General features: G+C 57.9%; 15 protein-coding genes. 11 read left to right on the top strand and 4 right to left on the bottom strand.

Translation table 11 applies throughout. The features are described from left to right. Positions 1-6: 6 nt before the first annotated feature. Entirely contained in the window at positions 7-723 is a 717-nt protein-coding gene (rph, locus tag GUC22_RS00595) for a ribonuclease PH (RefSeq protein ID WP_004106921.1), read from the bottom strand. A gap of 123 nt (positions 724-846) precedes the next feature. Here rph and GUC22_RS00590 point away from each other — a divergent pair, with 123 nt between their 5' ends. Further along, the gene (locus GUC22_RS00590; protein WP_004137708.1) at positions 847-1,710 is read left to right on the top strand and encodes a YicC/YloC family endoribonuclease; all 864 of its coding nucleotides are present in this window, start codon (positions 847-849) and stop codon (positions 1,708-1,710) included. A 73-nt stretch (positions 1,711-1,783) separates the two neighbouring features. Here GUC22_RS00590 and GUC22_RS00585 read toward each other — a convergent pair whose 3' ends face one another. Further along, complete coding sequence (locus tag GUC22_RS00585; protein ID WP_049131049.1) at positions 1,784-3,043, bottom strand: chloride channel protein; 1,260 nt, start codon at positions 3,041-3,043, stop codon at positions 1,784-1,786. Between the two features lie 275 nt (positions 3,044-3,318). Between GUC22_RS00585 and GUC22_RS00580 the strand changes: the two genes are divergently transcribed. Continuing rightward, complete coding sequence (locus GUC22_RS00580; RefSeq protein WP_004126674.1) at positions 3,319-3,936, top strand: trimeric intracellular cation channel family protein; 618 nt, start codon at positions 3,319-3,321, stop codon at positions 3,934-3,936. Positions 3,937-3,941: 5 nt separating this feature from the next. Here the strand turns inward: GUC22_RS00580 and ligB are convergent, their stop codons facing one another. Next, on the bottom strand, positions 3,942-5,618 hold the full coding sequence (gene ligB / locus GUC22_RS00575) for an NAD-dependent DNA ligase LigB (RefSeq protein WP_049133468.1): 1,677 nt from the start codon (positions 5,616-5,618) through the stop codon (positions 3,942-3,944). Positions 5,619-5,875: 257 nt separating this feature from the next. Here ligB and gmk point away from each other — a divergent pair, with 257 nt between their 5' ends. The 7 genes from gmk (at position 5,876) to fpr (ending at position 13,652) form a co-directional block, all read left to right on the top strand. Next, entirely contained in the window at positions 5,876-6,499 is a 624-nt protein-coding gene (gene gmk, locus GUC22_RS00570) for a guanylate kinase (RefSeq protein WP_004137706.1), read from the top strand. A gap of 54 nt (positions 6,500-6,553) precedes the next feature. Further along, positions 6,554-6,829: a DNA-directed RNA polymerase subunit omega gene (rpoZ, locus tag GUC22_RS00565; protein WP_004106927.1), complete on the top strand. Its 276-nt coding sequence runs from the start codon at positions 6,554-6,556 to the stop codon at positions 6,827-6,829. A gap of 18 nt (positions 6,830-6,847) precedes the next feature. After that, positions 6,848-8,968 (top strand): bifunctional GTP diphosphokinase/guanosine-3',5'-bis pyrophosphate 3'-pyrophosphohydrolase, encoded by a 2,121-nt coding sequence (gene spoT / locus GUC22_RS00560; protein ID WP_024359707.1) that lies wholly within the window; start codon positions 6,848-6,850, stop codon positions 8,966-8,968. 4 nt (positions 8,969-8,972) lie between these two features. Then, positions 8,973-9,662 carry a tRNA (guanosine(18)-2'-O)-methyltransferase TrmH gene (trmH, locus tag GUC22_RS00555; protein WP_024359706.1) on the top strand — a complete coding sequence of 230 codons (690 nt, stop codon included), beginning with the start codon at positions 8,973-8,975 and terminating at the stop codon, positions 9,660-9,662. A gap of 2 nt (positions 9,663-9,664) precedes the next feature. Beyond that, the gene (gene recG, locus GUC22_RS00550; protein WP_024359705.1) at positions 9,665-11,746 is read left to right on the top strand and encodes an ATP-dependent DNA helicase RecG; all 2,082 of its coding nucleotides are present in this window, start codon (positions 9,665-9,667) and stop codon (positions 11,744-11,746) included. A 53-nt stretch (positions 11,747-11,799) separates the two neighbouring features. Further along, the gene (glpX, locus tag GUC22_RS00545) at positions 11,800-12,810 is read left to right on the top strand and encodes a class II fructose-bisphosphatase (RefSeq protein WP_004137701.1); all 1,011 of its coding nucleotides are present in this window, start codon (positions 11,800-11,802) and stop codon (positions 12,808-12,810) included. Positions 12,811-12,905: 95 nt separating this feature from the next. Next, the gene (fpr, locus tag GUC22_RS00540; RefSeq protein ID WP_004137698.1) at positions 12,906-13,652 is read left to right on the top strand and encodes a ferredoxin--NADP(+) reductase; all 747 of its coding nucleotides are present in this window, start codon (positions 12,906-12,908) and stop codon (positions 13,650-13,652) included. On the opposite strand, the gene GUC22_RS00535 is transcribed toward fpr, so the two are convergent. Further along, positions 13,653-14,081 (bottom strand): DUF805 domain-containing protein, encoded by a 429-nt coding sequence (locus tag GUC22_RS00535; protein ID WP_004855519.1) that lies wholly within the window; start codon positions 14,079-14,081, stop codon positions 13,653-13,655. Between the two features lie 112 nt (positions 14,082-14,193). Between GUC22_RS00535 and GUC22_RS00530 the strand changes: the two genes are divergently transcribed. Beyond that, positions 14,194-14,793, top strand: coding sequence for a DUF1454 family protein (locus GUC22_RS00530; RefSeq protein ID WP_004137694.1), 600 nt, complete (start codon positions 14,194-14,196; stop codon positions 14,791-14,793). A 108-nt stretch (positions 14,794-14,901) separates the two neighbouring features. Beyond that, entirely contained in the window at positions 14,902-15,669 is a 768-nt protein-coding gene (gene tpiA / locus GUC22_RS00525) for a triose-phosphate isomerase (protein WP_004126701.1), read from the top strand. Positions 15,670-15,754: the final 85 nt, after the last annotated feature.

The raw sequence follows: 15,754 nt of genomic DNA, 5'->3' as shown, positions 1-15,754 counted from the left end.
TAAAAACTAGTTTTGCAACGCCGCTTTCTGCGTCGTGACAATGGATTCGATACCCCCCCGGGCCAGCGCCAGCAGGGTGAGGAGTTCTTCATGAGTGAACGGTTCGCCTTCCGCCGTTCCCTGCACCTCGATGATGCGACCATCTTCGGTCATCACCACGTTCATATCGGTTTCCGCCGCGGAATCCTCAACGTATTCCAGATCGCAAATCGCTTCGCCATTCACGATGCCTACGGAGACCGCCGCCACCATCCCTTTCATCGGGTTGGTTTTCAGCTTACCGGCCGCAACCAGCTTATTGAGCGCATCGGCCAGCGCCACGCAGGCTCCGGTGATCGATGCGGTGCGGGTGCCGCCGTCGGCCTGCAGTACGTCGCAGTCCAGCGTGATAGTGAATTCACCCAGCGCTTTCAGGTCAACTGCAGCGCGCAGTGCGCGCGCGATCAGGCGCTGGATTTCCATGGTGCGCCCGCCCTGCTTACCTTTTGCGGCTTCACGCGCGTTGCGAGTGTGGGTAGAACGCGGCAGCATGCCGTATTCCGCGGTGATCCACCCCTGGCCCTGGCCTTTCAGAAAGCGCGGCACGCCTTCATCAATAGAAGCGGTGCACAATACTTTCGTGTCACCAAATTCGACCAGCACGGAGCCTTCTGCGTGTTTTGTGTAGTTACGGGTCAGGGTTACTGGGCGCACTTGATTAGCGCTACGGCCTGCTGGACGCATGGTGTTCTCCGGCTTGAAACGAATGTGGCTGCGCATTATACGGATAATGCGCGCTTATTCCTATCCTGATAAGGCCTCGAAAGCTATAATCCACCCCACTCTCCTTTAAAAACAGGAACGTCTATGATCCGCAGTATGACCGCCTACGCCCGGCGTGAAATCAAGGGTGAATGGGGTAGCGCCGCGTGGGAACTGCGCTCGGTAAACCAACGATATCTGGAAACCTACTTCCGCCTGCCGGAGCAGTTCCGTAGCCTGGAGCCCGTGGTGCGTGAACGTATTCGTTCCCGTCTGACCCGCGGTAAAGTCGAATGTACCCTGCGTTTTGAGCAAGACCCGAGCGCGCAGGGCGAGCTGATCCTCAACGAAAAACTGGCAAAGCAGCTGGTTAACGCCGCCAACTGGGTCAAAATGCAGAGCGACGAAGGCGAAATCAATCCGGTCGATATTCTGCGCTGGCCTGGCGTAATGTCGGCTCATGAGCAGGATCTGGACGCTATTACCGCTGAAATCCTGGGCGCGTTGAACGGCGCGCTGGATGACTTTATCGTCGCCCGCGAAACCGAAGGCCAGGCGCTGAAAGCGCTGATCGAACAGCGTCTCGACGGCGTGACGGCCGAAGTGGCTAAAGTGCGCGCCCATATGCCGGAAATTTTACAGTGGCAGCGCGAGCGTCTGGTTGCCAAGCTGGAAGATGCGGAAGTGCAGCTGGAAAACAACCGCCTCGAGCAGGAGCTGGTGCTGATGGCGCAGCGTATAGACGTCGCCGAAGAACTGGATCGTCTGGAAGCGCACGTGAAAGAGACGTGGAATATCCTGAAGAAGAAAGAAGCGGTCGGTCGCCGCCTCGACTTTATGATGCAGGAGTTCAACCGCGAGTCGAACACCCTGGCGTCTAAATCTATCAATGCTGAAGTGACGAACTCCGCCATTGAGCTGAAAGTACTGATCGAACAAATGCGCGAGCAGATCCAGAACATCGAGTAACGGTTTCCCGCCCGCCACATCACGTTCGGACAAAAGGCCATGGTAAATCATGGCCTTTTATTTTCGCTGCGTTTCAGAAGAAATAGTTTTTATCCAGTATCCGGCAGGTTAAAAACGCCCCTGCGGCGCACAGCAGCGTGGGAGCCAGATAGCTGTGATCCATGTGGGTGAACTCCATCACCAGCGCCACCGCCGTTAGCGGCATTTGCATGGATGCAGCGAGGAACGCCGCCGCGCCGACGAGAGCAAAACTGGCGCAATCTCCCCCGGGAAGCAGCTGTTGCCAGAGCATGCACAGCAGCAGGCTGGTCATGCCGCCGACCGCCAGCCCAGGCGTCAGCAGGCCGCCTTCCGCGCCGCCGCGCAGCACCGCCAGAATCACCACCATTTTTAGCGCCAGCAGCATCGCCGCCCCGGGGAAACCCAGTTCATCGTTGAGAGCCAGCTGCATAGGCCCTTTACCGTTTCCCGGAAGCTCAGGGAAATAGAGGCTGAGGACGGCGAGCAGGGAAAACGCCAGCAGACAGAAAACCGGCATCTGCCAGTTACTTCGGACGTGCGAACGCGCCGTGCTGGTCGCTTTGCGAAAGAGCCAGGCCCCGGCGCCAAGAATGGGGCCGGTGATAACCGCCCACCAGACAAATGAATGCGGCAGGATGTCGGAAGCAAAATGGTATTGCGATTCATCGCCTAACCCGAGCGTTGCCGTCCACGCGGCAATCGCCGAGGTGATAATCGCCGCCAGCGTTTTTTCCCAGCTAAACGACAGCAGCATGACCTCAAGGCTGAATAACGCACCGGCCAGCGGGACGTTATACACCGCCGCCAGGCCCGCACCGGCGCCGCAGGCAACCAACGTTCGGGTTTCATCCGCCGTCAGCCCCAGCTTACGCGCCACCATCCCCGCCCCCAGCGCGCCCATTTCCCGGGGAGCCACTTCGCGACCAAGCGGAGAGCCCAGCGCCACGGTGACGATCTGCAACAGAGCATGAATCGTTGTGGTACCCGCAGGCATTGGCACGGAAGGGTTAGCCACCGCCGCCGCAATTGAAACCCGCTTCTGCCCATAGAGTCCAAGCAGCCACCAGCCGAACCCGGCGATGGCTCCCCCCGCCACAATGGCAGAGATGCGACGAGGCCAGGAGGAATCCGTGACGCCCTGTAGAAATGACTCCGCGCTCACGATCTGCCCAGGGCTGTAGCCAAAAGCCAGGTGCTGAATCGCGTGTAAAATCAGCGCCAGAACCATACCTGACAGACCGGCCAGTATCCCCGTCAGCACAACGGCAATCAGGCGGGTGAAAGAGTTTTTATTGCCAGCGGCTGCAGTCATTTTCTCAGGCCCTGAAGGAGGAAAATAAAAGGATAAAGGTCGGGAATTAAACATTAGGTATTCATTACGTATTCGCTAGAGATGTACGCCAGCGCCTTCATCATTATTTTTTCTAATCTATATTAAATAATAAAATGACATATTAACGTTTAAAAACAGGATACATAGGCAATACAAACATTACATAAATCTGGTTAAAGACATTCACTTTAGAAAAACTCAATCGTGATCCTGAGCACAAATCGTTAACCTTCCGCCATCACCGTGGGGGATTTATGCTGCTTCATATTCTTTATCTGATTGGGATTACGGCGGAAGCCATGACCGGCGCGCTGGCTGCCGGGCGCCGCCGTATGGATACGTTTGGCGTCATTATCATCGCTACCGCGACGGCCCTCGGAGGCGGTTCGGTGCGCGATATTCTGCTTGGCCACTATCCGCTTGGCTGGGTACAACACCCCGAGTACGTCATTATTGTTGCCGTGGCCGCGGTCCTGACCACGATTGCCGCCCCGGTGATGCCGCATCTGCGACGCTTGTTCCTGGTGCTTGATGCGCTCGGCCTGATCGTGTTCTCTATCATTGGCGCCCAGATCGCGCTGGATATGGGCCAGGGCCCGGTCATCGCCTCCATTGCCGCCGTGATCACCGGCGTTTTTGGCGGCGTGCTGCGCGATATGTTCTGCAAGCGCATCCCGCTGGTGTTCCAGAAAGAGCTGTACGCCGGGGTATCATTCGCCGCCGCGGTGCTTTATATCGCGCTCCAGCATTACGTCAGCAATCACGATGTGGTGGTTATCTCCACCCTGCTGTTCGGCTTTACCGCCCGCATGCTGGCGCTGCGCTGGAAGCTGGGCCTGCCGGTATTTAATTACAACCATAGCGCACATTAGTGCTTTCAGAATCCCGGAACGCGTTGCCCGCTCAGCCACTTCGCTAGCGCGGCAACATCCGGATGATGTAAGAACCTTACCAGCTGCCGCGCTCGTTCTGCTCCGATACCCGGCAGGCGTCGCCACTGCTCTTCGTTGCGATCCTGCATCCGTCGCCAGTCATCCTCCTTCAGCCCGGCAAATGCCGTCTTTGGTATGGGCACGCCGATTGCCTGTATCCAGCGCAGGAAAGGCGATTCGCGCGCAAGGTTAAACTGATGCCACAGCCGCTGCCCGCGCTGCGCAGAGATGCCCGGGATGGATTGCAGCCGCTCCGGCGTAAACGCCAGCCATGAAAAGAGATGCTCCATGCTGCGGGCATCGTGCAGAGTTCGCCACAGCGCTTCCCCCGCGCCGTCAATATCGAGAACCGATCGGGATGAGAGCCAGACCAGCCGCGAGAGAAACTGCTCCGCGCACTCGGGGGTGGCGAAATAGCAGGTTAAGGCATTGAAACGCGCCGCCGGTGGCCGGGGTTTATTACGCTGAGCCGTGCGCCAGACGACCGAATCGATGCGCGGTATCCCCTGCCCGGCAAGGCTGATTTGCAGCTGATCGCCAACACCGATGTCCAGATTGTACCAGCGGGATACCGAGCCGACGTTCACCCGCTGCACGCGCTTATCGTCCAGCAGCTGCGGCTCCAGGAGCGCCACCACGGCTATTTTACCGCTGCGCCCGACGCTAAAGCTGATACCGCGAACCTCCATAACCCGCGAGGCAGGCGGATATTTCCAGGCGATAACCCAATCGCCCTGACCCGGCGCCCAGTAACGCCCGGCGGACTCTTTTGCCCGCCGCACCACAACGCCATCGGTGGCAAAAGGCAGCGGTGAAGTCAACCAACGCTGGCGCCACCGTTCAACCTGCTGCGCATCCGCGACAGGATGCGAAAAAAGCGTGCTGTAAAGAAAGCCGCCCTGCCGCAGCAGCGCCAGCCGCTGTTCCATATCCTCTGGACCATCGGGCCACGCCCAGATAAAGATGCCCAGCCTATCAAGCTCCGCTTGCGCCTCCTGGCGCATCATCATGCCGGCTACTTTTGCCCGCGCGTTCATGCCGCCCATTCGCTTTTGTACATGCCCCTCGCGGAGCAGGAACAGCTCACCCTGCAGCACGCTATTCGCCAGTACGCCGTCAGAGGTTTTAGGAATTGAGGGGATCTGCAAGACCCTGGCCGTCCAGTCTTCCCCGGTCAGGCCGTTACCCCGGCTTATCGCCTGCGTCAAACGCCCCTGCCGATACACCAGCGTGATCGCGACGCCATCGACTTTCGGCTGTACCCACAGGCCGGACTGGCCACGCATCCAGCGCGCCACGTCGGCTTGATTCGCCAGTTTACGCACGCCGGTGTGCGCCACCGGATGTCTGGTATCCCCCCTTAGCGGCGGAAGCGCAGAGTGAGCGGGAGTCTCGCCGGTGAAGCAGCGCTGCCAGTATGCCAGCCGCGCCGCAAGCTGGTCATAGACTTCATCGCTTACCGTACTGCTCCCCTGCTGCCAGTAAGCGTTATTCCATTCCGTTATCCGCTGACCGAGACGTTCCATTTCCTGTTCAGCCTTGGCCTGCGGCCACGCGGGGCAGGCTGCCTGCCCGTATCCCACCAGCATCCACAGCACCAGCGCCCAGACTCCTTTTTGCATCGCGATGCCCTCCTGTTTTCTCACCGGGGATTGTGCCGCAGGCTTATTTTCATCGGCGAGAGGGGATTTTTAACGCTGCGAGCAGGCTTCCGGCTTTTCTGTGTTGTTTCTGCAACGCCCGGAGAAATCAGGGAAACGGCAAGCAAAATGAAAGAAAGAACGCAAAAAGTGTGACAGGGACTGCGTCACGCTGCGCCGCCGTGTATAATAGGCTCGTATGTAAGCTCTATTTCGACCACCACATACAAAAGACACTCATGGCTCAAGGCACGCTTTATATTGTTTCCGCCCCTAGCGGCGCGGGTAAATCCAGCCTGATTCAGGCTTTATTAAAAACCCAACCGTTGTACGACTCTCAGGTTTCTGTTTCGCATACCACACGCGCTCCGCGCCCGGGTGAAGTGCACGGTGAACACTATTTCTTTGTGAATCACGACGAATTCAGGACGATGATTGGCAGAGACGCTTTTCTTGAACATGCAGAAGTCTTTGGCAACTATTACGGCACCTCGCGCGAAACTATCGAGCAGGTACTGGCGACCGGCGTCGATGTCTTCCTCGATATTGACTGGCAGGGCGCGCAGCAAATCCGCAACAGAATGCCCGGCGCGCGCAGCATTTTTATTCTGCCGCCGTCAAAAGATGAGCTTGATCGTCGCCTGCGCGGCCGCGGTCAGGACAGCGAAGAGGTTATCGCGAAACGTATGGCGCAGGCAGTTGCAGAAATGAGCCATTACGCGGAATATGATTACCTGATTGTGAATGATGATTTTGATACCGCGCTGAGCGATCTGAAAATTATTATTCGCGCCGAACGTCTGCGCATGAGCCGCCAAAAGCAGCGACATGGCGCTTTAATCACCAAACTGTTGGCAGACTGAACCCACATTCAGTATTATGCCCAGTCATTTCTTCACCTGTGGAGCATTTTAAGTATGGCACGCGTAACTGTTCAGGACGCTGTAGAGAAAATTGGTAACCGTTTTGACCTGGTACTGGTCGCCGCGCGTCGCGCTCGTCAGATGCAGGTAGGCGGAAAGGATCCGCTGGTACCGGAAGAAAACGATAAAACTACCGTTATCGCACTGCGCGAAATCGAAGAAGGTCTGATCAACAACAAGATCCTCGACGTTCGTGAGCGCCAGGAACAGCAAGAGCAGGAAGCCGCTGAATTACAAGCCGTTACCGCTATTGCTGAAGGTCGTCGTTAATCACACTGCGGGTCGCCCTTGTATCTGTTTGAAAGCCTGAATCAGCTGATTCAAAACTACCTGCCCGAAGAGCAAATTAAACGTCTTCGGCAGGCTTATCTCGTTGCACGTGACGCTCACGAGGGCCAGACACGTTCAAGCGGTGAACCCTATATCACGCACCCGGTAGCGGTAGCCTGTATCCTGGCCGAGATGAAACTCGACCACGAAACGCTGATGGCCGCTCTGCTGCACGACGTGATAGAAGATACCCCCGCCACCTACCAGGACATGGAGCAGCTTTTTGGTAAAAGCGTTGCTGAACTGGTAGAGGGGGTGTCAAAACTTGATAAGCTTAAGTTTCGCGACAAGAAAGAGGCCCAGGCCGAAAACTTTCGCAAAATGATTATGGCGATGGTGCAGGATATCCGCGTCATCCTTATCAAGCTTGCTGACCGCACCCACAACATGCGCACGCTGGGCTCATTGCGCCCGGATAAGCGCCGCCGCATTGCCCGCGAAACGCTGGAAATCTACAGCCCTCTGGCGCACCGTTTAGGTATTCATCACATCAAAACCGAGCTCGAAGAGCTGGGCTTTGAGGCGCTGTATCCTAACCGCTACCGCGTTATTAAAGAGGTGGTCAAAGCGGCGCGCGGCAACCGTAAAGAGATGATTCAAAAAATCCTCTCCGAAATCGAAGGGCGCCTGCAGGAAGCGGGAATTCCCTGTCGCGTAAGCGGTCGCGAAAAGCATTTGTACTCCATCTACTGCAAGATGGTGCTCAAAGAGCAGCGCTTTCACTCGATTATGGATATCTACGCTTTCCGCGTCATCGTCCATGATTCCGACACCTGCTACCGCGTGCTTGGCCAGATGCATAGCCTTTACAAGCCGCGTCCGGGTCGCGTCAAAGACTACATTGCCATTCCAAAGGCGAACGGCTATCAATCTTTGCACACCTCGATGATCGGCCCGCACGGCGTCCCGGTTGAGGTACAAATTCGTACCGAAGACATGGACCAGATGGCGGAAATGGGGGTGGCGGCGCACTGGGCTTATAAAGAGCACGGCGGCGAGAGCAGCACCACCGCGCAAATCCGCGCCCAGCGCTGGATGCAGAGCCTGCTGGAGCTTCAGCAGAGCGCCGGTAGTTCATTTGAATTTATTGAGAGCGTGAAATCCGATCTGTTCCCGGATGAGATTTACGTTTTCACCCCGGAAGGGCGCATTGTCGAACTGCCCGCTGGCGCGACGCCGGTGGATTTCGCCTACGCGGTGCATACCGATATCGGCCATGCCTGCGTCGGCGCGCGCGTCGACCGCCAGCCGTATCCGCTGTCGCAGTCGCTCTCCAGCGGCCAGACGGTGGAAATCATCACCGCGCCGGGCGCACGCCCGAACGCCGCGTGGCTGAACTTTGTCGTCAGCTCGAAAGCGCGCGCCAAAATTCGCCAGCTGCTGAAAAACCTCAAGCGCGACGATTCCGTTAGCCTCGGACGCCGCCTGCTCAACCACGCCCTCGGCGGTAGCCGTAAGCTGGCGGAGATTCCGCCAGAGAATATTCAGCGTGAACTTGAGCGCATGAAGCTGACAACCCTTGACGATCTGCTGGCCGAAATCGGCCTCGGCAACGCCATGAGCGTCGTGGTGGCAAAAAACCTGCAGCAGGGTGAAACTACCGCCGTGCCTGTACAGCCGGCGCCTATCGGCCATAACCATCTGCCGATTAAAGGCGCAGATGGCGTGCTGATCACCTTTGCCAAATGCTGCCGTCCGATCCCCGGCGACCCGATTATTGCGCACGTCAGTCCTGGCAAAGGCCTGGTTATCCACCATGAGTCCTGTCGTAACATTCGCGGCTATCAGAAAGAGCCGGAGAAATTTATGGCGGTCGAGTGGGACAAAGAGACGGCGCAGGAATTTATCACCGAAATCAAGGTGGACATGTTCAACCATCAGGGTGCCCTGGCGAATCTTACCGCCGCGATCAACACCGCCTCTTCCAATATCCAAAGCCTGAATACGGAAGAGAAAGATGGCCGCGTTTATAGCGCCTTTATTCGCCTCACCGCGCGCGATCGCGTACATCTGGCGAATATTATGCGCAAAATTCGCGTCATGCCGGATGTGATAAAAGTCACCCGTAACCGAAACTAGTATTATGAATTCACAGCGTTATGCGCGTATCTGCGAGATGCTCGCCAGGCGTCAGCCTGACCTGACGGTCTGCATGGAGCAGGTCCACAAACCTCATAACGTCTCTGCGGTCATTCGTACGGCCGACGCCGTTGGCGTGCATGAAGTGCACGCTATCTGGCCGGGTAGCCGTATGCGTACCATGGCCTCTGCGGCGGCCGGCAGCAATAGCTGGGTGCAGGTTAAAACCCACCGTACTATTGGCGAGGCCGTCACGCATTTAAAAGGCCAGGGCATGCAGATCCTGGCGACCCACCTCTCTGATAAAGCCGTTGATTTCCGTGAAATCGACTATACCCGCCCTACCTGTATCCTGATGGGGCAGGAGAAAACCGGCATTACGCAGGAAGCGTTAGACCTGGCGGACCAGGACATCATCATTCCGATGACTGGCATGGTGCAGTCGCTGAACGTTTCCGTCGCCTCGGCGCTTATCCTCTACGAAGCCCAGCGCCAGCGGCAGAACGCCGGCATGTACCAGCGCGAAAACAGCATGCTGCCGGAAGAAGACCAACAGCGTCTGCTGTTTGAAGGCGGCTATCCGGTGCTGGCGAGGGTCGCAAAACGCAAAGGTCTTCCCTACCCCCACGTCAACGAGCAGGGCGAAGTCGAAGCCGATGCCGCGTGGTGGGCCACCATGCAGGCGGCGAAGTAATCATGCAGGGCCGTCTGCTGGATGCGGTGCCGCTCAACACCCTGACGGGCGTTGGCGCGGCCCAGAGCAGTAAACTGGCGAAAATCGGCCTGCACACAGTGCAGGATCTGCTTCTGCACCTGCCGCTACGCTACGAAGACCGCACCCATCTGTATCAAATCGGCGAACTGCTGCCCGGCGTTTACGCCACCGTTGAAGGCGAAGTTCTCAACTGCAATATCACTTTCGGCGGCCGCCGGATGATGACCTGCCAGATAAGCGACGGCTCCGGCATCCTCACCATGCGCTTTTTTAACTTCAGCGCGGCGATGAAAAACAGTCTGGCAACCGGGCGCCGCGTGCTGGCCTACGGCGAAGCGAAGCGCGGTAAGCACGGAGCGGAGATGATCCACCCGGAATATCGGGTTCAGGGCGATATGAGTACGCCTGATTTACAGGAAACGCTGACCCCGGTTTATCCCACCACCGAAGGCATCAAGCAGGCTACGCTGCGCAAGCTCACCGACCAGGCGCTGGAGCTGCTTGAAACCTGCGCGATCGCCGAGCTGCTGCCGCCGGAGCTGGCCCAGGGGATGATGAGCCTGCCGGACGCCTTACGCACCCTGCATCGCCCGCCGCCCACGCTACAGCTTAGCGAGCTGGAAAGCGGTAAACATCCGGCCCAGCGGCGCTTAATTCTGGAAGAGCTGCTGGCGCATAACCTCAGCATGCTGGCGCTGCGGGCAGGCGCCCAGCGCTATCACGCCCTCGCGCTTAGCGCTAACGACACGTTAAAAGACAAGCTGCTGGCCTCCCTCCCCTTTACGCCGACCGGCGCGCAGGCGCGCGTCACGGCTGAAATCGAGCGCGATATGGCGCTGGACGTGCCGATGATGCGTCTGGTGCAGGGGGACGTGGGCTCCGGTAAAACCCTGGTTGCCGCGCTGGCCGCCCTGCGCGCCATCGCCCACGGCAAACAGGTGGCGCTGATGGCACCGACCGAGCTGCTGGCTGAACAGCACGCCAATAACTTCCGCAGCTGGTTCGAACCGCTGGGTGTTGAGGTGGGCTGGCTGGCGGGCAAACAAAAAGGCAAAGCGCGCCTGGCGCAGCAGCAGGCTATCGCCAGCGGACAGGTGCAGATGATTGTCGGGACCCACGCCATCTTTCAGGAGCAGGTCCAGTTTAACGGCCTCGCGTTGGTAATTATCGATGAACAGCACCGTTTTGGCGTCCATCAACGGCTGGCGCTGTGGGAAAAAGGCCAACAGCAGGGTTTTCATCCGCACCAGCTGATTATGACCGCCACACCGATTCCGCGTACCCTGGCGATGACCGCTTATGCCGACCTCGACACCTCGGTCATCGATGAACTGCCGCCGGGCCGTACGCCGGTCACCACGGTGGCCATTCCGGATACCCGACGCAGCGATATTATCGACCGCGTGCGTAACGCCTGCACCCACGAAGGTCGTCAGGCCTACTGGGTCTGTACGCTGATTGAAGAGTCGGATCTGCTGGAAGCCCAGGCGGCGGAAGCCACCTGGGAAGAGCTGAAGCTCGCGCTGCCGGAGCTGAATATCGGCCTGGTGCACGGGCGCATGAAGTCCGCCGAGAAGCAGGCGGTGATGAGCGCGTTCAAGCAGGGCGAGCTGCATCTACTGGTCGCCACCACGGTGATTGAAGTCGGCGTGGATGTGCCCAACTCCAGTCTGATGATCATCGAAAACCCGGAGCGTCTGGGCCTGGCGCAGCTGCACCAGCTCAGAGGCCGCGTCGGGCGCGGCGCGGTAGCCTCCCACTGCGTGCTGCTCTATAAATCGCCGCTGTCAAAAACCGCCCAGAAGCGCCTGCAGGTTCTGCGCGACAGCAACGACGGTTTCGTCATCGCTCAGAAAGACCTGGAAATTCGCGGTCCCGGCGAGCTGCTCGGCACCCGCCAGACCGGCAACGCTGAATTTAAAGTCGCGGACTTACTGCGCGATCAGGCCATGATCCCGGAAGTTCAGCGCATCGCCCGCCATATTCACGAACGCTATCCCCAGCAGGCCCAGGCGCTGATTGAGCGCTGGATGCCGGAAACCGAACGCTATTCCAACGCGTAGCGCGAACGTCATCTCGCCACGCTGCGCATAATTTTTATTCAGATGAGTGGATTATGAAACGAGAACTGGCCATCGAATTTTCGCGCGTCACCGAAGCCGCCGCGCTGGCAGGCTACAAGTGGTTAGGCCGTGGTGATAAAAACACCGCCGACGGCGCCGCCGTCAACGCCATGCGCATTATGCTCAACCTGATCAACATCGACGGCACCATTGTGATTGGCGAAGGCGAAATCGACGAAGCGCCGATGCTGTACATCGGCGAGCGCGTCGGTACCGGCCACGGCGATGCGGTAGATATCGCCGTCGATCCCATCGAAGGCACCCGCATGACGGCGATGGGCCAGGCCAACGCGCTGGCGGTCATGGCGGTAGGCGATAAGGGCTGCTTCCTGAACGCGCCGGATATGTACATGGAAAAGCTGATTGTCGGCCCGGGGGCGAAAGGTACCATCGATATGAACCTGCCGCTGGCGGAGAACCTGCATAACATCGCCCGCGCGCTGAATAAGCCGCTGAGCGAATTAACGGTCACCATCTTAGCCAAGCCGCGCCATGACGACGTCATTGTTGAGCTGCAAAAGCTGGGCGTGCGCGTGTTCGCCATCCCCGACGGCGACGTTGCCGCCTCTATTCTGACCTGCATGCCGGACAGCGAAGTTGACGTTATGTACGGTATCGGCGGCGCGCCGGAAGGCGTCGTTTCCGCAGCGGTGATCCGCGCGCTGGACGGCGATATGAACGGCCGTCTGCTGGCGCGTCACCACGTGAAGGGCGACAGCGAAGAGAACCGCCGCATCGGCGAAAACGAGCTGGAACGCTGCAAAGCAATGGGCATTGAAGCCGGCAAAGTGCTGCGCCTGGACGATATGGCGCGCAGCGACAACGTCGTTTTCTCGGCGACCGGCATCACCAAAGGCGATCTGCTGGACGGTATCACCCGTAAAGGCAATATGGCCACCACCGAAACCCTGCTGATCCGCGGCAAATCCCGCACAATTCGCCGTATTCAGTCGATTCATTATCTCGATCGCAAAGATCCGGATATCCAGCTGCACATCCTGTAAAACATTTGATCAATAGAGCTTTCCAGCCTTTTCGGGCTGGAAATCTGCTCTCGTCGCGGTGAAGATACGCTAACAGGATTGAGAGGAGAGACGCTATGGCAAACTGGGTTACAGGCAAAGTCGTAAAAGTTCAAAACTGGACGGATGCGCTGTTTAGCCTCACCGTTCACGCACCGGTTGCGCCGTTTACCGCAGGTCAGTTTGCCAAGCTGGGCCTGGACATTGACGGTGAACGCGTGCAGCGCGCGTATTCCTACGTCAACGCCCCCGGCAATCCCGATCTTGAGTTCTACCTGGTGACGGTTCCGGAGGGCAAGCTCAGCCCACGGCTGGCGGCACTGAAGCCGGGCGACGAAGTGCAGATTGTCAGCGAAGCCGCCGGTTTCTTCGTCCTGGAAGAGGTACCGGATTGCGACACGCTATGGATGCTCGCTACCGGCACGGCGATTGGCCCGTACCTGTCGATTCTCGAAGAAGGGAAAGACCTGGATCGTTTTGAAAACCTGGTACTGGTGCACGCCGCGCGATATGCCGCCGATCTCAGCTATCTGCCGCAGATGCAGGCGCTGGAAGCGCGCTATGCGGGCAAGCTGCGCATCCAGTCGGTCGTGAGCCGGGAAACCGCGCCGGGCATGCTCACGGGGCGCATCCCGTTCCTGATTGAAACCGGCGCGCTGGAAGAGGCCGTCGGCCTGCCGATGAACGCCGAGAGCAGCCACGTTATGCTGTGCGGTAACCCGCAGATGGTGCGCGACACTCAGCAGTTGCTGAAAGAGACCCGGCAGATGAGCAAGCACCTGCGTCGCCGACCGGGTCATATGACCGCCGAACACTACTGGTAATCAGGATTCCGCTTTCCAGCGCACGTCCAGCGTCTCTTTACCAAACTTATTCGCGCCCTGGGTGCCGACAAACGCGCCCAGGTCGATCAGCATCATGACGATAATCAGCGTCGGTATAAACCGCCCGACGCCCCACTGCCAGACCCCAGGCAGCATTGACCAGTTGCCCGCCAGCAGCATCCACGCCAGAATCATCAGCAGCGCCCAAAGCCCGGATTTACCCCGATCGTGCAGGCGTTTAATAGTCACCGCCGCCGTCGGCCACAGCAGGCACACCAGAATAAAAGCCGCCGTCTGTAGATTAAGAAGATTACTGCCGGCCAGCGTGAACAACGCGCTCATGGTCACTATCCAGATAGCGATCCAGATCCAGAAGTCGCGACGTCCAATCCGCCCTTTAATTGAGAATAGCCACTGCTGTAGGGTCATGTTTTATTCCTTATCATCATCACCGACGTAGTTTACCCTGAAGGCGTGACTTTTTGACAAGCGTGACGGTTCTCGTTTTAATCGTCAGCAGATAAAAAAAGGGAAGATGGGCATGAAGAAGTGGGCAACCTTATGTTTGATTGGGCTGGCGGCGTTATCCGTTGGCCAAAAGGCGTTGTCCGCCGAGTCAGACGCCAGCGCTACGGCACCCTATCTTCTCTCCGGCGCGCCGGTCTTTGATATTTCCATCAGCGAGTTTCGGGAAAAATTCAATCGCGATAACCCGAAGCTAACGCTCAATGAATTTCGCGCCGTCGCCGCCAGCAAAGACCAGGCGAACCTGACCCGCGCCGCCACCAAGATCAATGAGAACCTCTACGCGTCGACCGCGCTTGAACGTGGAACCCTCAAAATTAAATCGATGCAAATAACCTGGCTACCGATTCAGGGGCCGCAGCAGAAAGCGGCGAAAGCCAGGGCCCTGGAGTATATGAGCGCCGTGATGCGCGCTTTTGTGCCCACGCTAAGTCAGACGCAAAGCCAGCAAAAATTGCAAAAACTGCTGACCGCCGGAAAAGGCAAACGTTACTTCAGCGAAACCGAAGGCGCGGTGCGCTATGTGGTGGCGGACAACGGCGAAAAGGGGCTGACCTTCGCTGTTGAACCGATTAAGCTGGCGCTATCTGAAACGCTGGAAAACAACAATAAATGACAAAAAGCAAAGCCTTTCCAGTGATGAATCTCTATACTGTTTCACAGACCATGCTGCCCTCGGGGGCGGCTATATTCCTTAATTCGCTTTGAAGCGTGGAGAATAAAAATGCGACATCCTTTAGTGATGGGTAACTGGAAACTGAACGGCAGCCGCCACATGGTAAACGAACTGGTCGCGAACCTGCGTACCGAACTGGCTGGCGTGACCGGCTGTGCAGTTGCAATTGCTCCGCCTGAAATGTACATCGACCTGGCGAAACAAGCCGCTGCCGGCAGCCACATTCACCTGGGCGCGCAGAACGTTGACCTGAACCTGTCCGGCGCATTCACCGGCGAAACAAGCGCTGAAATGCTGAAAGACATCGGCGCTCAGTACATCATCATCGGCCACTCCGAGCGTCGTACCTACCACAAAGAGTCCGACGAGCTGATCGCTAAAAAATTCGCGGTACTGAAAGAGCAGGGTCTGATCCCGGTACTGTGCATCGGTGAAACCGAAGCGGAAAACGAAGCGGGCAAAACCGAAGAAGTGTGCGCCCGTCAAATCGACGCCGTTCTGAAAACTCAGGGCGCGGCGGCCTTCGAAGGCGTGGTTATCGCTTACGAACCCGTATGGGCGATCGGTACCGGCAAATCCGCTACCCCGGCTCAGGCCCAGGCGGTGCACAAATTCATTCGCGATCACATCGCGAAAGCCGATGCGAAAGTGGCTGAACAAGTGATCATCCAGTACGGCGGTTCCGTTAACGCGGGCAACGCAGCGGAGCTGTTCACCCAGCCGGACATCGACGGCGCGCTGGTTGGCGGCGCATCCCTGAAAGCTGACGCTTTCGCGGTGATCGTTAAAGCAGCAGAAGCCGCGAAAAAAGCGTAATTCGCTTTAAAGGCTACCCCCGGTCGCGCTTCGCAACCGGGCTACTGACCAGAAATCTGCAATATTTGTAGCCCGGCTCAGCACA

The sequence above is a fragment of the Klebsiella sp. MPUS7 genome (genome assembly GCF_009905335.1).
Taxonomy (GTDB): domain Bacteria; phylum Pseudomonadota; class Gammaproteobacteria; order Enterobacterales; family Enterobacteriaceae; genus Klebsiella; species Klebsiella grimontii.
This window is presented reverse-complemented; position numbering and strand designations above follow the sequence as displayed.